Here is a 16,823-nt window from a genome sequence, read left to right on the forward strand (position 1 = left end):
GGGCGTTCGGCCGCCAACTTGGGCGGTGGCGCGCGCCCGATCCCGAAGCCTCGCGCCTGGGCGACTACCGAGAAAGCCGCGCGGCGATGAAGTCATCGACGGCATCGGTATAGGCGCCGGGCAGTCCCAGCGTGCGATTGACGTCGGCATGGGTCAGATCCAGAGGCAGCACCGGCATGTCGCGCCCCGCCGCTCGCGCCAGGGCCTGGAACCGGCGGGCGTCGGCGCAGGGATCGTCGGGTCGCCTGGTCGAGCAGGCCAGCATCATGGGTACGGCCCTGGGCGTCCATTGGTCCATCGGCGAAGCCTTGGCCCAGTAGGTCGGATCGTCGCCGAACGCCTCGTCGTAAAAGCGGGGATGGCGACCCGCCATGGTCGTGGAGATCCGCATTGCGGCCGAATCCAGCACCACGGTCCCCGCCCAGGCTTTGCCGACCATGTCGGGACGCGAGGAGACCAGCGCCACCAGATGGGCTCCGGCCGAGTGGCCCGTCAGGATTACGCTGTTCGGATCGCCGCCCCAGTCGTCGGCATGTCCCTGCACCCATCGCACGGCCTGGGCGACGTCCTGGGCCTGCTCGTAGGCCATGGCGTCAGGCAGCATCCGGTAGTTGACGCTGACCACGATCCAGCCCTTCGTCAGCCAGTGTTTGAGCTTGTTCTCGACCGATCCCGTATTGGCCTTGTCGCCGATCATCCATGCGCCGCCATGCACCATGATCAGAATCGGCGCGTTGCGGGCGCCCGGTGGCGTGTAGACGTCCAATCGCTGGGCCGCGTCGGTCCCATAGGCGTCGGTCTGTTTGCGCGCGCCGGGCATAATGCCCCGCAGGTCGATGGGCCGCTCCTCCTCGGCCTTCTTCTCCAGCAGGCGCTGACGAAGTTGTCCGCGTATGCCGAGTCCCAGCTGCCGGGCCTCGACGACGCCGGCGCCCATCACGGCCAAAGCCGCCACGGCGATCGCCGCGGTAGTCAGGGGTTTGATCTTCATTTCAGGGCCTCGAGCTGGTCGCGGGCGGCGGCGATCTCGTCTCGGGACAGACGCCCATCGTGGTCGAGGTCCGCGCGGTCGAACAATGGAGCCGGTCCGTCCACGAACTCGGAGCGGGTCACGCGCCCGTCGCCGTTGCGGTCGGCGTGGGTGATGACCGTCTTCAGCGCCTTGGCCTTGGGGCGGTTCGACTTGGCCAGGCGGGGGAACTCCGACAGCGTCACCAGGTCATCGCCGTTGCGATCGAGACGATCGAACTGGGCTGATCGAGCGGCCTTGAACTCCTCGGGGGTGACATAGCCGTCGTGGTTGGCGTCGGCCTTCTCCAGCCCGCCGCCGAACGTGCGGGGGGCCGCGTGAGCTCCCGAGACGGCCAGGGCCAGGGCGGCCGACAGGATCAAGATCTTCACTTTCAAACTCCGGAAAGAGCGGCCCGCCGCGCGGTTTGGGGGCAATGGCGCGGCGGGCCGGGACGCGTTCGGTCAGGGACGGGTGATCAGGGGCGGTTCACCGTTCCGCTGACCGACCGCGTGGCGCCGTCATAGCCGGTGCGCGAATGGTCGTAGCTCACCGTGCCGTCATGGTTGTCGACGACATGGGTGCTGCGGCTGGCCGAGGCGCCATTGTTGAAGGTGCGGGTCGCCCCGCCCTGATAGGCGCCCTCGCCCCAGCTGGCGCTGCGATGGCTGGCGACGCCGCGGCCCGAATTGGTCTGGGTTCCGCGTGACACCGCGATCGCGCCCGGTTCGCGACTGACGTCGCGGCTGTGGAGATAGCCGTGGCCCCGCGCGCCCTGGACGTTGACGAAGCGGCCGTGCTGACCGGCCTGGGCGGGCGCGGCGATCATCGCGGCCAGCACGGAAAGGGTCGAGAGGCCTGCCGCCAGGATGGAAGTCTTGCGCATGATAGCTCCGTGGATTGTGTCGTTGTCCCTCGACGCCGCCACCTGACCATGGTCGTGCAATCGTCTGTTTGCGCCTGTCCGACGAACTGTATCGAAGTGTAAACGGGCCTGGTCGCGACTTCCGCCGAACCCGGGCTTGGGGCATTGGCTTGTCATGGCCGACAACACGCTGATCGCGGTCGTGGAAGACGACGCCGAAATTCGGGACCTGACCTTGGGGCTGCTGCGCCGCGAGGGCTACGAGGCGGTCGGCTGCGAGGACGCGTCCGCCTTCGACCGCCTGGCCGCCCGTCGCCGGGTTGACCTGGTCCTGCTGGATATCATGATGCCGGGCGAGGATGGCCTGTCGGTGTGCCGCCGGCTGCGGGCGGGCGGCGAGGTCGCGATCCTCATGGTCACCGCCAAGGGCGATGATATCGACCGGGTGATCGGGCTCGAGATCGGGGCCGACGACTATCTGGCCAAGCCCTACAATCCGCGCGAGCTGCTGGCGCGGGTGAAGGCGATCCTGCGCCGCACGCGCGAGGTTCACCGGGTGGCCAGCGCCCCGTCCGGCGAGGTGCTGGCCTTCGCGGGCTGGCGGCTGGACACCGCAAGCCGCGACCTGACCGATCCACAAGGCCAGGCCGTCGTGCTGACCGGGGGCGAGCATGACCTTCTGATGGCCTTCCTGCGCCATCCCCAGCGGGTGCTCAGCCGCGACCAGTTGCTGGACTGGACGCGAGGCCGCAGCGCCGAGCCTTTCGATCGCGCCATCGACGTCCTGCTCAGCCGCCTGCGCCGCAAGCTGGGCGCGGGCGCCGGCGGATCGGCCTTGATCAAGACCGTGCGGGGCGGCGGCTACCTGTTCAGCGCCCCGGCCGAGCGGGTCTGATCATGCTGCTGGTCGACAATCTCTCGACCCGGATGACGGCGATCCTGCTGACCGGTCTGGCGGTGATGCTGTTGATCGGCGCGGCGCTTCTGGTGTGGCCGCAAGGCGGCGGCGAAGGCGGCGTGCGCTTCTATCAGCTGCCCCGTCCCTCAGAGGCGCGGGCCATTGTCGAGGCGGTGGAAGCCAGCCCGCCGGCGGCCAGGGCCAAGGTGATCGCGGCCCTCGACACCGGGGTGATCCGCACGACCCTGCAGCCCGACTTCCCCCCTCTAAGGCTTCGCGCCCGGATCGCCGACGACCGCGACCCCGGCTACCAGGCCTATCGAAGCGCCCTGGGCGGTCGCGCGCTGCGCATCGACATCCGTCGCGGCGGCCGGCTGAGGGACGGCGCCCTGCCCGGCCGCCATGCGCTGCTGCTCTCGGTTCGGCTGACCGACGGCGAGGTGCTGGTCCTGCGCCGCCGCGCGCCCGAGACAGCCCGCCTGTTCTTCGGTCGCGTCTCGCTGGCGGCCGCCGCCCTGCTGGCGGTCACCTTGCTGATGCTGGCCCTGGCCGTGCGCCAGACCACCCGTCCCGTCAGCCTGCTGGCTCACGACGTGGCCCGGTTCGGTGACGACCTGAACGCCAAGGTCCTGCCGCTGCGCGGTCCGCGCGAGCTTCGCGAACTGTCGGCGGCGTTCAACACCATGCGCGACCAGATCCGCGGGCTGATGGACGAGCGCACCCGGATGCTGGCCGCCATCGCTCACGACCTGCGCACCTACCTGACCCGCCTGACGCTGCGGGCCGAGTTCATCGCCGACGAGACCCAGCGGGCCAAGGCCGGCGCCGATCTGACCGAGATGGCCCAACTGCTGGACGACACCCTGATGTTCGCTCGCCAGGACGCGGGTCGCGGCGACGGGGCTCGATCGATCGACCTGCGTCGCGAACTGGAAGCCCTGGTCGCCCTGCGCCGAGAGATGGGCCAGACGATCGTGCTCGCGCCAGACATTGCCGGCAAGGCCTGGTCCTCGCCCCTGGCTCTGCGGCGGATGCTGGACAACCTGATCGACAACGCCGTCCGCTATGGCGGCGCGGTCACGCTCGACGTTCGCCGCCTGGAAGGCCAGGTCGAGATCATGGTGCTGGACGATGGTCCGGGCCTGCCAACCGAGGCGCTGGCGACCCTTACGGCCCCATTCGAACGCGGCGAGGCCTCCCGCAACCGCCGCACCGGCGGCGCCGGCCTGGGTCTTTCCATCGTCCAAGCCCTCGCCAAGGGACAAGGCGGCCAGTTGGTCCTGAGCAACCGCTCAAAGGGCGGCTTGGCCGCGACAATCACCCTCCCGGCCGACGCGGCCTGATCCGCGGGTCGGCCTTGGGCGGTCAAGCCGCGCCCGGCCAGGAAGCGCTGCCGCGCCTCGAATATCAGTGGGCGTCACCAGCTCATTGGCCGTGCAGCAGCGCATCGAGCCGATAGGCCGAGACCGTCACCTCGCCGCGCGTCGCGACCAGGGCGCTTTGCGCGGCCAAGGCCTCGCGCTCGGCGTCGAGGAGATCCAGAACGGGCTTTTGGCCCACCCGCACTTCATTGCGGACACTGTCGAGCGCGCTGGTCGCGGCGCTGGCCTGATCGGTGGCGGCCAGCATCACCGCGCGCGCGGTGACCACATCGCCCCAGGCGCCGATCACAGCTTCGCGCACCTGAGCCCGCGCCACGTCCACGCCCGCCTGGGCGCGGCGAAGCTCCGCATTGGCCTCGTCGACGCGGCCGCTCACCGCGCCGCCCGAAAACAACGTCCATCGCCCCTGCACCCCGACGGTCACCCCGTCGGCGGCATAGCCGGGAAAGAACTGGTCGCGCGCCGTACTGGCGGTCGCGGTCAAGGCCAGGCTTGGCAGGCGTTCGGCGCGGGCGTAGCGGACCCCGGCCTGGGCCGCGCGCTCGGCCGCCTGGGCGGCCAGCAGAATGGGGCTGGATTGGGAAGCCATAGCGATCGCCTCATCGAGCGAGGCGGGCGTCGCGGGAGGCACGATCGCCGTCTCCAGGCCGTCGGGCTCCGCGCCGACCACCGAGACGAAGTGGGCCCGACTTCTGGCCAGCTGGCCTTCGGCCCGGGCCAGCGCCGCACGGCTCTCCGCCTGACGGGCCACGGCCTGGTCGAGCTCGGTGCGGGGGATCTCGCCGCCCTTGAAGCGAAGCTTCGCCTGGGCCGTGATGGTGTCCATCTGGACGACCTGCGCCCGGCTCAGGGCCAACAGGTCCTGGGCGCTGAGGACGCCGACATAGGCGGCCGCGACCTGCGCGCTCAACATGGAGGTCGCGCCGCCAAGCTCGGCCTGGGCGGCGGCCTCACCCTCGCCGGCTCGGGCGATGGCGGCGCTGACGCCGCCCCCGGTGAACAGCGGCTGGCGCAGTTGCAGCGACGCCGCGCGGGGCGACACATCACTCTGACCAAAGCCGAAGAAGCCGCCAAGATCGGTCGTTCCGCTGGCGCTTTCGCCGGACAATGTCAGACTGGGCAGGCGGCCGGCGCGGGCCTGGGCCAGGCGAGCAGAGGCCGCGTCGGACTGGGCCTGCACCTGGGCAAGTCCGGGATTGGAGCGCCGCGCCAGGGCGATGGCCTCGGGCAGACTCATGGCCGACGCGCCCAGGGGCGCGACGACACCGGCCAGCAAGGTCAGGGCGAGGACGGCGCGCATGGTGCTCACCGGAAGGCGACGCCCGGCTTGACGCCGAGCTTCTTGAAGATCATCGCGGCCGGGCAAAAGCCGGTGAAGGCGGCCTGGATCATGTTGAGTCCGGCGAAGATCGACAGGGCGATCCACCAGGGATGAACGAAATGGGCCAATCCGACGCCCAGAAGGACGACAAAGCCGGCGAAAGCCAGAACCATACGGTCGATAGTCATGGTCAACCTCCTCTAACGGCTCAGGCGCTTGCCTGGGCCAGGGCCTGGTGCGTCCAGGCGACGATCTGGGCCGCGGCCCGGCGGACCGGGCGATGACGGCCCCGTCCCACCCTCAGGGCTTGATCTTGTGGATGCCCATGACGTCCAGGGCGAGCTTCTCGTAGAAGGGCTCGCTCTCGCCGCGCTTGACCTTGGCCAGGAAGTATTTCTCGAACCCGACCTTGGCCAAGTGCACCCACTTGCCGCTGGCCGACCAGTTGACGTTGCGCGGCGGGATCTGGGGCTGGGCGACGAAGGCCACGCCGCCGTCGCCGAAATCGGCCAGGCAGATGGCGTTCCAGGTCGCCTCGCGGGTGGCGGGGTGGCCGTCCACGATGTCCTTGAGATTGTGCGCGATGGCCGTGACCATGCTCTCGATCATGAAGCCGGTCTTGGGCACGCCCACGGGCACAGGCGTCTTGCCGGTCGGGGCGATGGCCACGCAGACGCCCAGGGCCATGACGTTCTGATAGGTCGGGTTGCGCTGGTGCTTGTCGACGAGAATGAAGCCGCGCGGATTGGTCAGGCCGTCGACCCCATGGACGGCCGCCACGCCCCGGAACGCCGGCAGCATCATCGAATAGGCGAACGGCAGATCGTGGGTCGCCTTGACCGCGCCGTCCTCGCCGATCTCCTCCACATGCATCACGCCCGCCTCGACCGAAGCGACCTTGGCGTTGGTGATCCACTTGATGTGCCGCTGGCGCATTTCGCTTTCCAGCAGACCCTTGGTGTCGCCGACCCCGTCCAGGCCCAGATGGCCGACATAGGGCTCGGAGGTGACGAAGGTCATGGGAACCTTGTCGCGGATCTTGCGACGCTTGAGCTCGGTGTCGAGGATCATGGCGAACTCGTAGGCCGGCCCAAAGCATGAGGCGCCCTGGACCGCACCGACGATGATCGGCCCGGGGTTTTCGACAAAGCGGTCGAAGGCGGAGGCGGCGGCCTCGGCATGGTCGACATGACACACCGACTGGGTGAAGCCACCGTGCGGGCCAAGCCCCGGAATTTCGTCGAAGGCCAACTCCGGCCCCGTGGCGATCACCAGGTAGTCGTAGTCGAGCAGCACGCCGTCGGTCAGTTCAAGCTGGTTACGATCAGGCATGACCTTGGCCGCCCCAACGCCCCGAAAGCCAATGCCCCTCTTCTGGAACACTGGCGGCAGCTTGACCTCGATGGCCTCGCGCTTGCGCCAATGGACGGCGACCCAGGGGTTCGATGGCACAAAGTGGAAGGTGTCGCCCTGCGACACGACCTCGACCTGGGCCTTGTCGCCGACAGCCTGCTTGATCTCGAAGGCGGCGATCGCGCCGCCTAGTCCAGCGCCCAGAATGACGATGCGGGGCTTGGCCATGATCTCGTTCCTCCGACGCCGTGGTTCGTAGCCGAGATTGGGCTCACTCCACCGGCTCATGTTGATCTGGATCAGGTTTGAGCCCGAACCACCGGGATACCGTCACCCTATCGATGCTTGACTTAATATTCGCAAAGTCGCATATACGCAACTATGAATTTTGAGCCTCACGCCCTCAAGGCCTCCGCGGACGACGCCTGCGCCCTGCTCAAGGCGCTGGCCAATCCGCATCGGCTGATGATCGTCTGCGCGCTCGTCAACGGCGAGCAGTCGGTGGGCGCGCTCGCCCAGGCCCTGGGGGTTCGCGAAACCCTGACCTCGCAACATCTGGGGCTGCTGCGCCGCGACGGCGTCGTCTCGGCCCGGCGCGAGGGCCAGACCGTCTTCTACGATCTTCGCAGCGGTCAGGCCCGCGCCCTGGTCGAGACCCTGTCGCGTCTGTTCTGCGCGGTCCCCGAGACCGCCCCCTCCAAGGAGACCCATTGATGTTCGGATCGCCCAAGACCAAGGACCTCACCGCTCACCAGGTGAAGGCCGCCCTCGACGCCGAGAAGATTCTGCTGGTCGATGTGCGCGAGCCCGCCGAGTTCGCCGCCGAGCGCATTCCCGGCGCGGTTAATGTCCCGCTCTCCAGCTTCGACCCCAAGGCCCTGCCCGACGCCGGCGACAAGGCCGTGGTGTTCAGCTGCGGCTCTGGCAAGCGCTCGGCGACCGCCGTGGGCCACTGCCAGAAGGTCGGCCAGGCGCTCGACACCCACCTGACCGGCGGGATCATGGCCTGGAAGGCCGCGGGCCTGCCGACCGTCCGCTAGTGTGCTGGATTTGAAGTTCGCCCGCACTTGGATCAGGCTCCGAGCGAACTTCAAATCCAAAAAAGCACACTAGAAACATAAACTTACTAGTGTCCCTATCGATTCCGAAGTTCGTCGGAGCTTGCCACGAACGCTTGCGAACTTCGGAATCGGGACACTAGTCGACCATCACAAGAAAAGCTGGAGGGGACGCCATGACGGCGCGGCCATATCTGATCAGCGCCTTGGGAGCGGCCTTGCTGCTCAGCGCCTGTGGCGAGCCCAAGGAGGCGGCGACGCCGACGATCAGGACGGCGCCCGCCGCCGGCCGTCTGACGATCCGCGCCCAGGCCGTGGCGGACCTCAAACCCGTGCCGGGGACCCTGACGACGCGGGACATGGCCGAGGCCCGGGCGCGGATCTCCGGAACCTTGGTGGCCTTGAGCGTCAAGGAGGGCGACGTCGTCCGCCAGGGCCAAGTGATCGGCCGGATCAAGGATGACCGGCTAGCCCTGCAGACCGGGGCGTTCGACGCCCAGGTCGCCGCCGCCGCCGCCGAGGCGGCGCGCGCCCAAGCCGATCTGGCCCGCACGCGCGATCTCTTCTCGCACGGCGTCTACGCCCAGGCCCGCCTGGACCAGGTCGAGGCCCAGGCCAAGGCCGCCAACGCCAATCTGACGGCGGCCCGCGCCCAGCGCGGCGCCAGCGCCGAACTGGGCGCCCAGGGCGCGATCCTGGCTCCGGCCGCCGGCCGGGTCCTGGTCGCGGACGTGCCGGTCGGTTCGGTGGTCATGCCCGGTCAATCGGTCGCCAAGATCACCGCCGGTCCGCTCGTCGTGCGTATCGAACTGCCCGAAGGCCAGGCGCGCGCGCTCAAGGTCGGCGATCCCGTCGATCTGGCGGCCGAGGACCTTCGTGGCGTCGCCACGGGCGGGACCATCACCCAGATCTATCCGGCGATCAGCGGCGGACAGGTCACCGCCGACGTCACCGCCCCCAACCTGCCCGGCGACCTGATCGGCCGTCGCGTGCGCGCCGCCATCAAGATCGGGGAGCGCCAGGCGATCGTCATTCCAAGACGCTATGTCGTCACGCGGTTTGGCGTCGACTATGCGCGACTGGTCAGCGCCAATGGGGCGATCTCGGAATCGCCGATCCAGACCCGCGCGAGCGGCGCGCCCGACACCGTCGAGGTCCTGTCGGGCCTGCGCCTGGGCGACGTCCTCACGCCGGCGGAGACAGCCCGATGAACCTGGGCCTTTCCGGACGCCTGACCAAGGCGTCGATCAAGTCGCCCCTGACGCCGCTGATCCTGCTGGCGGCGATCGCCGTGGGCCTCTTGGCGCTCGTCTCGATCCCCCGCGAGGAGGAACCGCAGATCAGCGTGCCGATGGTCGACATCATGGTCGCGGCCCCCGGCCTGCGCGCGCCCGACGCCATCGAACTGGTCGGCAAGCCTCTGGAGACCATCGTCAAGAGCGTCGCCGAGGTCGAGCACGTCTATACCTTCGCCGACGACAACCAGGTGATGGTCACCGCCCGCTTCAAGGTCGGGGTCGACCCAGACGCCGCGGCCGTGCGCATCCACGAGAAGATCCGGGCCAACTATGATCGCATCCCCGCCGGCATCGCCGAGCCGCTAATCCAGACCCGCGGCATCAATGACGTCCCGAGCCTGGTCCTGACCCTGTCGCCCAAGCCCGGCGCCGCCGGCCAGTGGACCGATCAGGCGCTCTATGAGCTGGCGGGCAAGCTGCGCACCGAAGTCGCCAAGGTCGATGATGTCGGCCTGACCTTCATCGTGGGCGGCCGCCCGGAGGAGATCCGCATCGCGCCCGATCCCACGCGTCTGGCGCAGCACGGCGTGTCGCTGGGCGCGCTGATGGACACCGTGCGCCAGGCCAATCGCGCCTTTCCCGCCGGCCAGGTTCGCGGCGGCGGCCAGGCGATCGACGTCATGGCCGGCCGCAGCCTGACCAGCGCCATCGATATCGGCCTGCTGGCCCTGCCTTCGGCGAGCGGCCAGGCGGTCTATGTTCGCGACGTCGCCGACGTCATTCAGGGGCCTCGCGAGGATCAGGCCCGCGTCTGGCGCTACGCCCGCGTCGACGGCGCCTGGAGCCAGGCCCCCGCCGTCAGCCTGGCGATCGCCAAGCGCAAGGGCGCCAACGCCGTGGTCGTCTCCCAGGCCGTGCTCGCCCGCGTCGAGGCGCTCAAGGGCTCACTGCTACCCGACAGCCTGGACGTGGCCGTCACCCGCGACTACGGGGCCACGGCCAACGAAAAGGCCAATGAGCTGCTCTTCCACCTGGGCCTGGCGACCCTGTCCATCGTGGTGCTGATCGGCCTGGCGATCGGCTGGCGCGAGGCGGCGGTGACCGCCGTGGTCATCCCCACCACCATCCTGCTGACCCTCTTCGCCTCCAATCTGATGGGCTATACGATCAATCGGGTCAGCCTGTTCGCTCTGATCTTCTCGATCGGCATCCTGGTCGACGACGCCATCGTGATGATCGAGAACATCGCCCGCCATTGGGCCATGAACGACGGCCGCAGTCGGATCGACGCGGCGGTCGACGCCGTGGCCGAGGTCGGCAACCCCACGGTAGTGGCCACCCTGACCGTGGTCTCGGCCCTGCTGCCGATGCTGTTCGTCTCGGGTTTGATGGGCCCCTACATGGCCCCGATCCCGGTCAACGCCTCGGCGGCCATGGTGTTCTCGTTCTTCGTGGCGGTCGTCATCGCCCCCTGGCTGATGGTGCGGTTCGCCCGTAAGACCCTGGCCGCCGGCGGTCACGACCACGATGGCGAAGGCAAGCTGGGCGCGCTCTATCGCCAGGTCGCCAGCCGGGTGATCGCCACGCGCAGGAGCGCCTGGACGTTCCTGATCGGCGTGGGCCTGGCCACCCTGCTGGCCTGCGCCATGTTCGCCACTAAGACCGTAACGGTGAAACTGCTGCCGTTCGACAACAAGTCCGAGCTGCAGGTGGTGCTGGACATGCCGGAAGGGACCTCGCTGGAGGCGACCGGCCGGGCGCTGTCCGATGCGGCCGCGATCACCCGCACCCTACCCGAGGTCACGGCGATCGACGCCTATGCCGGAACCGCCTCGCCGTTCAATTTCAATGGCCTGGTGCGCCACTACTATCTGCGTAACCGCCCCGACCAGGGCGATCTGTCCGTCGCCTTGGCCGAGAAGGGCGAGCGCAAGCGCTCGAGCCACCTCATCGCCCTGGACCTGCGCGAGCGGCTGGCCAAGGTCGCCCTGCCCGCCAACGCGTCGATCAAGGTCGTCGAGGCCCCGCCCGGACCGCCGGTGATGGCCACCTTGCTGGCCGAAATCTATGGACCCGACGCCCAGACACGCCGCGCCGTGGCCGAGCGGGTCAAGGCCATCTTCAGATCCGTGCCCTATATTGTCGACATCGACGACAGCTACGGCCAAGCCCGCCCCGGCCTGCGGCTGGTCCCCGATCGCGATCGGCTCGAAGCCCTGAAGGTCGATGACCGGCAGGTGCTGGACTCGATCGGCGCGGCCTTCGGCGGTCAGGTCGTCGGCTACGCCCATCGTGGCGAGGGCCGCGACCCTCTGGAGATTTCGGTGCGCCTGCCGCAATCGGCGCGCAGCTGGGGCGAAGGCCTGGCGGCCCTGCCCGTGGCCCAGAGCCAGAGTGGCCGCCTCGTCGAACTGGGCGAGGTCGTCACCGCTTCCCAGGAGCCCGGATCGACCCACATCTTCCGCCGCGACGGCCGCGACGTCGACATGGTGATGGCCGAGCTGGCCGGCGCCTATGAAGCGCCGATCTACGGCATGATGGCTGTCGACAAGGCCATCAGGACCGCTGACTGGGGCGCCCTGCAGAGGCCCGACATCCGCATGAACGGCCAGCCGACCGACGAGCGCAAGCCCACCGTGCTGTGGGACGGCGAATGGGAGATCACCTGGGTGACCTTCCGCGACATGGGCGCGGCCTTCGGGGTGGCGATCCTGGGCATCTATGTGCTGGTCGTCGCCCAGTTCAAAAGCTTCCGCCTCCCCCTGGTGATCCTGACGCCGATCCCCCTGACCCTGGTCGGGATCGTCATCGGCCACATCCTGTTCAAGGCGCCCTTCACCGCCACCTCGATGATCGGCTTCATCGCCCTGGCCGGGATCATCGTGCGCAACTCGATCCTGCTGGTGGACTTCATCCGCCACAGCCAGACGGGCGGCCGGCCTCTGCGCGAAGTGCTGCTGGAGGCCGGGGCGATCCGCTTCAAGCCGATCGTCCTGACCGCCCTGGCGGCCATGATCGGCGCGGCGGTGATCCTGTTCGACCCGATCTTCCAGGGCCTGGCGATCTCGCTGCTGTTTGGCCTGGCCTCATCGACGGTGCTGACCGTGCTGGTCATCCCGGCGATCTACGTCGTCCTGCGCGACGACGAGCGTCCCGGACGCGCGCAAGCCTCGAAACCTTGACCCAGGATGGCGATCGCGACCTCGAGCCAGGTCGCCTTGAACCTTTATGCGTACCTTCTACATTAGGCAGATGAATAACTTAGCCCTCTCGGCGCCGGCCGACGATATCCAGGATCTGGCCGCCAGCGCCCATTCCGCGGCCAGGCTTCTGAAGCTCCTGGCCAGCGAGCAACGCCTGCTGATCCTGTGTCGCCTGATCGATGGCGAGGCCTCCGTCGGCGATCTTGCGGCTCATGTCGGGCTGGCCCAGTCGGCGACCTCGCAGCATTTGGCCAAGATGCGCGCCGAGGGGCTGGTGGCCACGCGACGCGAGGCCCAGACCATCTTCTACCGGCTGGACGACCCGGCCGCGGTGCGTGTGCTGGAGACGCTTTGCGACGTCTACCGCGGGACGAGCAAGACCTGATCGCGACACCGTCGATCGTCAGTATTGCGCGCGGATCTCGAGAGAGATCGTCCTTGGCCTTTGCGGCGTGCTCTGCCGCGACAGCTTCACGGTGAACGGATTGCCGTAGGCGAACGTATCGCCCGCGCCATCGAAGAGATTGTCGACCGCCAGGCCCAGGCTCAAGCGTTCCGATCGAAGTCGCGCGGCGACGCGGGTCGTGGCGTAGTTCCCCATGGACGGCGCGGTCGCGCCGTCGAAGCTGAGGCGCGAACGGCCGATATAGGCCGCCCGGACGTCAAGGCTCGCACGCCACCCCTCGCCCACGGATCGCTCGTAGTTCGCCCCGAGCGAAGCCGAGCCTCGCGGCACGCCCGCCAGGCCGAGGTCCTTGCGCCCGGGAAAGGCGGCGTTGACGGACTCCAGCTCCGGATGGTTCAGCAGGAAGCTGGCGTCCAGCCGCAGCCCTTCGTGGACATAGCTCCCTTCGAACTCCAGCCCGACGTTGCGGCCGTCGCCCAGGTTCGCCGTGTACGGCAGCCCCGAGGGCAAGAGCTGATCGCTCTGGATGTTCTTCCAAGACGCCAGGAACGCGGCCGCCCGCAGGCGCAAACGGCCGTCCAGCCACACGCCCTTCGCCCCGGCCTCATAGCTCCACAGCTCATCGCCGTCATAGCGGCGCTGCGGCTCGCCGCCGGCGGTGTCGAAGGTCTGGGTCGGGATCACGGCCGTGTTGAAGCCGCCCGAGCGATAGCCTTCGGCCGCCTGGACATAGATCAGCGTCGCGGCGCTTGGCGCGAACGACACCACCACCTTCGGCGCGAAGCCGAGGTAGTTCTGGGCGTCGCGGAACACGGCCTCGGCGCCCGTCGCCGTCGCCCGGCTGGACGCCTCCGACCGCGTCGCGAACAGTCGCCCGCCCAACGTCAGGCTCCAGCCGCCGCCAAGATCGCCGATCGCCTCGCCGAAGAGCGCGCCCTCGCCCAGCACGTCGCGGCGCTGTTCGCGGACCAAGGGCGCGGCCGGCCGATCGGCCAGGAAGATCAGGCCATCGCGCCCCTGTCGGGTGCGGGCGAGGAAGGCGCCGACCTGCCATTGAATCCGCCCCGCCGGCCGTGACGCCAGCGACGCCTCGGCCACGACCGCGCCGACATGGTTGTCGTCATCGAAGGCCATCGCCGCGCCTGGCGTAGCCGCGACGGGCGGCGCTGCGCTGGCGTCGTAGCGGCTGGAGAGATCGTGCCGCACGGCGGCCAGGGTGAACTTCGCGTCCTGTCCGAAAAGAAGGCCCTGGGCGCCGACATGAACCTCGACAAAGTCATTGTCGTGCGGCTCGGCGATCCGATTGCGACGCCCATAGGTCCCGACCCCGCGATCGGCGTACTGCGTGTCTTCGGAATCGATCGCCTGGGCGGCCAGGCCGGCCTCGGCGGTCCAGTCGGCGCCGAGCATCGTCCGAGCGGTCAGGCGGACGCCCGTGCGGCGCGTGACGTTCACATCCGTCCGCCCTTGGCCGAGATCGTCGATATAGCCGCCCTGGCGCTCGGCATAGCCGACCAGCCGAACCGCGGCCCGGCCATGCAGCAGCGGCATGTTGATCATCGCCGACGCCAGTCCTCCGGCCTCACCGCCGTGGGTGGTCGAAGCCGAGACGGAGGCCCAGGCGTCGAAGGCCTCAGGATCCGGGCGGTGCGTCGTCAGGTGCAGGACGCCGCCCAGCGAGCCGGCGCCGTAGAGAGCGCCCTGGGGGCCGCGAAGCACCTCGACCTGCCCGATATCGACCAGCAGCAGATCGGGGTCGGGGGCGTTGTAGGTCAGCCGCACATCGTCGAGATAGATGCCGACCATCGATTGGGTCTGGCCGGTCAGGGGTCCGTCCGAAAGGCCTCGCAGGATGACCTTGTCCCGTCCGGGTCCCAGGTTGGTCACCGTCATGGATGGAACCGTCAGCGCCAGGTCGGTGGCGTCGCGCACGCCCCGCGCCGCCGCGGCGCGCGCGTCGAGGACGCTGACCGAATAGGCCAGACGGTCGGCGACCGCCAGTCGACGGGTGGCGACAATCACCAGCTCGGACAGCGGCGGCGGCGTCTCGGCCGACGCCTGGACCACCGATGCGAGAGGCGTCCGCGTCGCCGTCGGCGTCGGCTGCGAGAGCGTGACCCTATAGACCCTCGGCGCGATCTGGCGAGCGTCGCATCCGGTGCCACGCAACAACGCCCTCAGCGCCGTATCGGGAGACGCGCGTCCCGAAAAGCCCGGCGACGGCCGGCATCCCTCGGCCATGCTCAGATCGATCGAAACACGCGCTTGCAAGGCGAACGCCGTGGCCGCCGCCTTGAAGGGGCCCGCGGGCGCAGAGAAGACCACCTTTTCGCCCGCGTGAGCGCATAGCGGCGGCGCGACGGCCAGGCCGATCGCCGACGCCATCCATAGGCGGCGCCACGCGCGGTTATGCAAAATCACGCCCCTCCAAGACCGTCAGGACGTCACCTTAGGACGATTTCCCCGTTCGCGCGATCGATGCTCAAACCCGCATAGGCGGCGAGCGCGCGGACCGCGGTCTCCTGGTCGTCCAGGGCGATCACGCCGGAGAAGCGCCGGGTCGCCGCCCCTGGCGAGATACGCACCGGCGTCGCGAAACGACGATTGAGGTCGGCGACGATATCGCCCAGCGTCTCGTTGTCGGCGACCAACTGCCCCTGGGTCCAGGCGAACGCGCCATCAGGCTCCACGCGCCGCACCTCCGATCGCGCCGCGCCCTGATCGTGACGCAGTTCCTGACCCACGGTGAGGCGGCTCGGCGGCCCTCCCCGTCCGTCTCGCTGGGCGACCTCGACGACGCCTCGGCGCACGGTGACCCGGACGCCGCCGACATCGTGGCGGATATTGAATTCGGTGCCGACCACCCGCACGCGCTGGTCGCCCACCCCAATCACGAACGGCCGGGAAGGATCCTTGGCGACATCGAAGCTGGCCTGCGCCAAGCCCATTTCGACTCGGCGGGTTCGCCACCCCAGCCGAACGCTGAGCCGGGAACCGCCGTCCAGCGTGATCCGGGTGCCGTCCGAAAGGTCGATGCGCCGCATCTCGCCCGGCTTGGTCTCGTAGGTGACCTGCTCGCCCCGCGCGGATTTCCAGAGCGCCGGGCCGCCAACCAGGACCGCCAGCGAGGCGGCGATCGCGCCGCCGATCCAGGCGCGCCGCGCCGGTCGCGCCGGTCGCGCCGTCCGTTCTGGAAACGCGATGACGTTCGGCCCCGGAGGCGTGAGCCCCGCCGCGATCTCGGCCTTCCTGAGATCGACATCGGCCATGATCAGTTCGGCGTCCTCGAAGGCGGCGAGCCGCGCTTCGGAGCCCTCGAGCCAGTCGGTCAGCGCCATCCAGTCCTCGGCCGTCGCCGTGTCGGACTGGACACGGAGCAGCCATGCGACGGCTTCGTCGCGCAGCGCCTCCTTCGTCTCCGGATCCTGACCGTTCATTCGACTTCGCCGTATCCTGGAAGGCCGTTCGCCTTTCCGTTCGCCCCAAAGACGCCACAAAGCGGCGGGCGCCTCAAAAGAATGTCGCACGCCCCTCTCATGGCCACCGCCCGACCTTAGCGACGATCAGCTTGAGACTGGCCATCATGTATTTCTCGACGCTGGACCGCGACACCCCCATCGCCGCCGCGGTCTCGGCATGGGTCAACCCTTCCAGCTTGTGCAGGCGGAACGCCTCCCGCGCGGCCGGCGGCATCGCCTCGACCGCCTCCAGGACCCGGGAAAGTTGCTGCTTGGCGGCGGTGGCCTCGTCCGCGGGAACCTCGTCAACGACCTGGTCGCCGCCGATGTCCGACACATGCGCTCCGTGCCATTGGGCGTCGCGCGCCTGGGCCCTTCGCCGGACCTTGATCCGGTCCAGCATCAGGTTCGTACCCAGGCGGTAGAGATAGGCTGCGGGATTGTCGATAGCCTCGGCGCGCCGATCCACGATCTTCAGATAGATGTCCTGCACCAGATCCTCGGCCGCCTCGTCCGACCGCAGACGCACGCGGAAATACCGCAACAGATCCTCGCGCCGCTCCATGTAGGCGGAAAGCAGGGGATGGACGTCTGTGTCGTCCAAGGCGCGGTCGCGCTCCTCGAAGGGCCGG

At 69.0% G+C, this 16,823-nt stretch carries 16 protein-coding genes; 7 read left to right on the top strand and 9 right to left on the bottom strand.

The genetic code is table 11. From position 1 onward, the window contains the following. Positions 1-64 precede the first annotated feature (64 nt). From AC1RJ9_RS15150 to AC1RJ9_RS15160, 3 genes are all read right to left on the bottom strand, one after another. Complete coding sequence (locus AC1RJ9_RS15150; RefSeq protein ID WP_492839553.1) at positions 65-991, bottom strand: carboxylesterase family protein; 927 nt, start codon at positions 989-991, stop codon at positions 65-67. Beyond that, positions 988-1,401 (bottom strand): EF-hand domain-containing protein, encoded by a 414-nt coding sequence (locus tag AC1RJ9_RS15155; RefSeq protein WP_492839552.1) that lies wholly within the window; start codon positions 1,399-1,401, stop codon positions 988-990. The genes AC1RJ9_RS15150 and AC1RJ9_RS15155 overlap by 4 nt, the downstream gene beginning before the upstream one ends. A gap of 86 nt (positions 1,402-1,487) precedes the next feature. Next, the gene (locus AC1RJ9_RS15160) at positions 1,488-1,895 is read right to left on the bottom strand and encodes a hypothetical protein (protein WP_492839551.1); all 408 of its coding nucleotides are present in this window, start codon (positions 1,893-1,895) and stop codon (positions 1,488-1,490) included. A 154-nt stretch (positions 1,896-2,049) separates the two neighbouring features. On the opposite strand from AC1RJ9_RS15160, the gene AC1RJ9_RS15165 reads away from it, so the two are divergent. Together AC1RJ9_RS15165 and AC1RJ9_RS15170 are read left to right on the top strand one after the other, a co-directional pair. Then, on the top strand, positions 2,050-2,769 hold the full coding sequence (locus AC1RJ9_RS15165; RefSeq protein WP_492839550.1) for a response regulator: 720 nt from the start codon (positions 2,050-2,052) through the stop codon (positions 2,767-2,769). A gap of 2 nt (positions 2,770-2,771) precedes the next feature. Then, positions 2,772-4,115 (top strand): ATP-binding protein, encoded by a 1,344-nt coding sequence (locus tag AC1RJ9_RS15170; RefSeq protein WP_492839549.1) that lies wholly within the window; start codon positions 2,772-2,774, stop codon positions 4,113-4,115. Positions 4,116-4,197: 82 nt separating this feature from the next. Here AC1RJ9_RS15170 and AC1RJ9_RS15175 read toward each other — a convergent pair whose 3' ends face one another. The 3 genes from AC1RJ9_RS15175 to AC1RJ9_RS15185 form a co-directional block, all read right to left on the bottom strand. Continuing rightward, positions 4,198-5,454 carry a TolC family outer membrane protein gene (locus AC1RJ9_RS15175; RefSeq protein ID WP_492839548.1) on the bottom strand — a complete coding sequence of 419 codons (1,257 nt, stop codon included), beginning with the start codon at positions 5,452-5,454 and terminating at the stop codon, positions 4,198-4,200. 5 nt (positions 5,455-5,459) lie between these two features. Next, complete coding sequence (locus tag AC1RJ9_RS15180; RefSeq protein WP_125158031.1) at positions 5,460-5,663, bottom strand: YgaP family membrane protein; 204 nt, start codon at positions 5,661-5,663, stop codon at positions 5,460-5,462. Between the two features lie 112 nt (positions 5,664-5,775). Further along, positions 5,776-7,056 carry an NAD(P)/FAD-dependent oxidoreductase gene (locus AC1RJ9_RS15185; protein ID WP_492839547.1) on the bottom strand — a complete coding sequence of 427 codons (1,281 nt, stop codon included), beginning with the start codon at positions 7,054-7,056 and terminating at the stop codon, positions 5,776-5,778. Between the two features lie 153 nt (positions 7,057-7,209). Between AC1RJ9_RS15185 and AC1RJ9_RS15190 the strand changes: the two genes are divergently transcribed. The 5 genes from AC1RJ9_RS15190 (at position 7,210) to AC1RJ9_RS15210 (ending at position 12,712) form a co-directional block, all read left to right on the top strand. Beyond that, entirely contained in the window at positions 7,210-7,542 is a 333-nt protein-coding gene (locus tag AC1RJ9_RS15190; RefSeq protein ID WP_492839546.1) for an ArsR/SmtB family transcription factor, read from the top strand. Beyond that, positions 7,542-7,868, top strand: coding sequence for a rhodanese-like domain-containing protein (locus AC1RJ9_RS15195; RefSeq protein ID WP_492839545.1), 327 nt, complete (start codon positions 7,542-7,544; stop codon positions 7,866-7,868). Before AC1RJ9_RS15190 ends, AC1RJ9_RS15195 begins: the two co-directional genes overlap by 1 nt. 194 nt (positions 7,869-8,062) lie before the next feature. After that, entirely contained in the window at positions 8,063-9,097 is a 1,035-nt protein-coding gene (locus AC1RJ9_RS15200) for an efflux RND transporter periplasmic adaptor subunit (RefSeq protein WP_492839544.1), read from the top strand. Further along, the gene (locus AC1RJ9_RS15205; RefSeq protein WP_492839543.1) at positions 9,094-12,306 is read left to right on the top strand and encodes an efflux RND transporter permease subunit; all 3,213 of its coding nucleotides are present in this window, start codon (positions 9,094-9,096) and stop codon (positions 12,304-12,306) included. The genes AC1RJ9_RS15200 and AC1RJ9_RS15205 overlap by 4 nt, the downstream gene beginning before the upstream one ends. A gap of 70 nt (positions 12,307-12,376) precedes the next feature. After that, a complete protein-coding gene (locus AC1RJ9_RS15210) occupies positions 12,377-12,712 on the top strand; it encodes an ArsR/SmtB family transcription factor (protein WP_492839542.1) in 336 nt (111 codons plus the stop codon). Positions 12,713-12,730: 18 nt separating this feature from the next. Here the strand turns inward: AC1RJ9_RS15210 and AC1RJ9_RS15215 are convergent, their stop codons facing one another. The 3 genes from AC1RJ9_RS15215 to AC1RJ9_RS15225 all read right to left on the bottom strand — a co-directional run bounded on the left by AC1RJ9_RS15215 (position 12,731) and on the right by AC1RJ9_RS15225 (position 16,795). Further along, on the bottom strand, positions 12,731-15,118 hold the full coding sequence (locus AC1RJ9_RS15215; protein WP_492839541.1) for a TonB-dependent receptor: 2,388 nt from the start codon (positions 15,116-15,118) through the stop codon (positions 12,731-12,733). 59 nt (positions 15,119-15,177) lie between these two features. Beyond that, entirely contained in the window at positions 15,178-16,170 is a 993-nt protein-coding gene (locus tag AC1RJ9_RS15220) for a FecR family protein (RefSeq protein ID WP_492839540.1), read from the bottom strand. Positions 16,171-16,267: 97 nt separating this feature from the next. After that, complete coding sequence (locus AC1RJ9_RS15225; RefSeq protein ID WP_492839539.1) at positions 16,268-16,795, bottom strand: RNA polymerase sigma factor; 528 nt, start codon at positions 16,793-16,795, stop codon at positions 16,268-16,270. Between the last annotated feature and the right edge of the window lie 28 nt (positions 16,796-16,823).

The sequence above is a fragment of the Caulobacter sp. GW822-FHT07D08 genome, from assembly GCF_058798735.1.

What these genes read in the sequence shown, in the direction of transcription:
- AC1RJ9_RS15150 (WP_492839553.1), bottom strand. Translation starts at nt 991, where the DNA reads ATGAAGATCAAACCCCTGACTACCGCGGCGATCGCCGTGGCGGCTTTG.
- AC1RJ9_RS15160 (WP_492839551.1), bottom strand. Translation starts at nt 1,895, where the DNA reads ATGCGCAAGACTTCCATCCTGGCGGCAGGCCTCTCGACCCTTTCCGTG.
- AC1RJ9_RS15165 (WP_492839550.1), top strand. Translation starts at nt 2,050, where the DNA reads ATGGCCGACAACACGCTGATCGCGGTCGTGGAAGACGACGCCGAAATT.
- AC1RJ9_RS15170 (WP_492839549.1), top strand. Translation starts at nt 2,772, where the DNA reads ATGCTGCTGGTCGACAATCTCTCGACCCGGATGACGGCGATCCTGCTG.
- AC1RJ9_RS15175 (WP_492839548.1), bottom strand. Translation starts at nt 5,454, where the DNA reads ATGCGCGCCGTCCTCGCCCTGACCTTGCTGGCCGGTGTCGTCGCGCCC.
- AC1RJ9_RS15180 (WP_125158031.1), bottom strand. Translation starts at nt 5,663, where the DNA reads ATGACTATCGACCGTATGGTTCTGGCTTTCGCCGGCTTTGTCGTCCTT.
- AC1RJ9_RS15185 (WP_492839547.1), bottom strand. Translation starts at nt 7,056, where the DNA reads ATGGCCAAGCCCCGCATCGTCATTCTGGGCGCTGGACTAGGCGGCGCG.
- AC1RJ9_RS15190 (WP_492839546.1), top strand. Translation starts at nt 7,210, where the DNA reads ATGAATTTTGAGCCTCACGCCCTCAAGGCCTCCGCGGACGACGCCTGC.
- AC1RJ9_RS15195 (WP_492839545.1), top strand. Translation starts at nt 7,542, where the DNA reads ATGTTCGGATCGCCCAAGACCAAGGACCTCACCGCTCACCAGGTGAAG.
- AC1RJ9_RS15200 (WP_492839544.1), top strand. Translation starts at nt 8,063, where the DNA reads ATGACGGCGCGGCCATATCTGATCAGCGCCTTGGGAGCGGCCTTGCTG.
- AC1RJ9_RS15205 (WP_492839543.1), top strand. Translation starts at nt 9,094, where the DNA reads ATGAACCTGGGCCTTTCCGGACGCCTGACCAAGGCGTCGATCAAGTCG.
- AC1RJ9_RS15210 (WP_492839542.1), top strand. Translation starts at nt 12,377, where the DNA reads ATGAATAACTTAGCCCTCTCGGCGCCGGCCGACGATATCCAGGATCTG.
- AC1RJ9_RS15215 (WP_492839541.1), bottom strand. Translation starts at nt 15,118, where the DNA reads ATGGCGTCGGCGATCGGCCTGGCCGTCGCGCCGCCGCTATGCGCTCAC.
- AC1RJ9_RS15220 (WP_492839540.1), bottom strand. Translation starts at nt 16,170, where the DNA reads ATGAACGGTCAGGATCCGGAGACGAAGGAGGCGCTGCGCGACGAAGCC.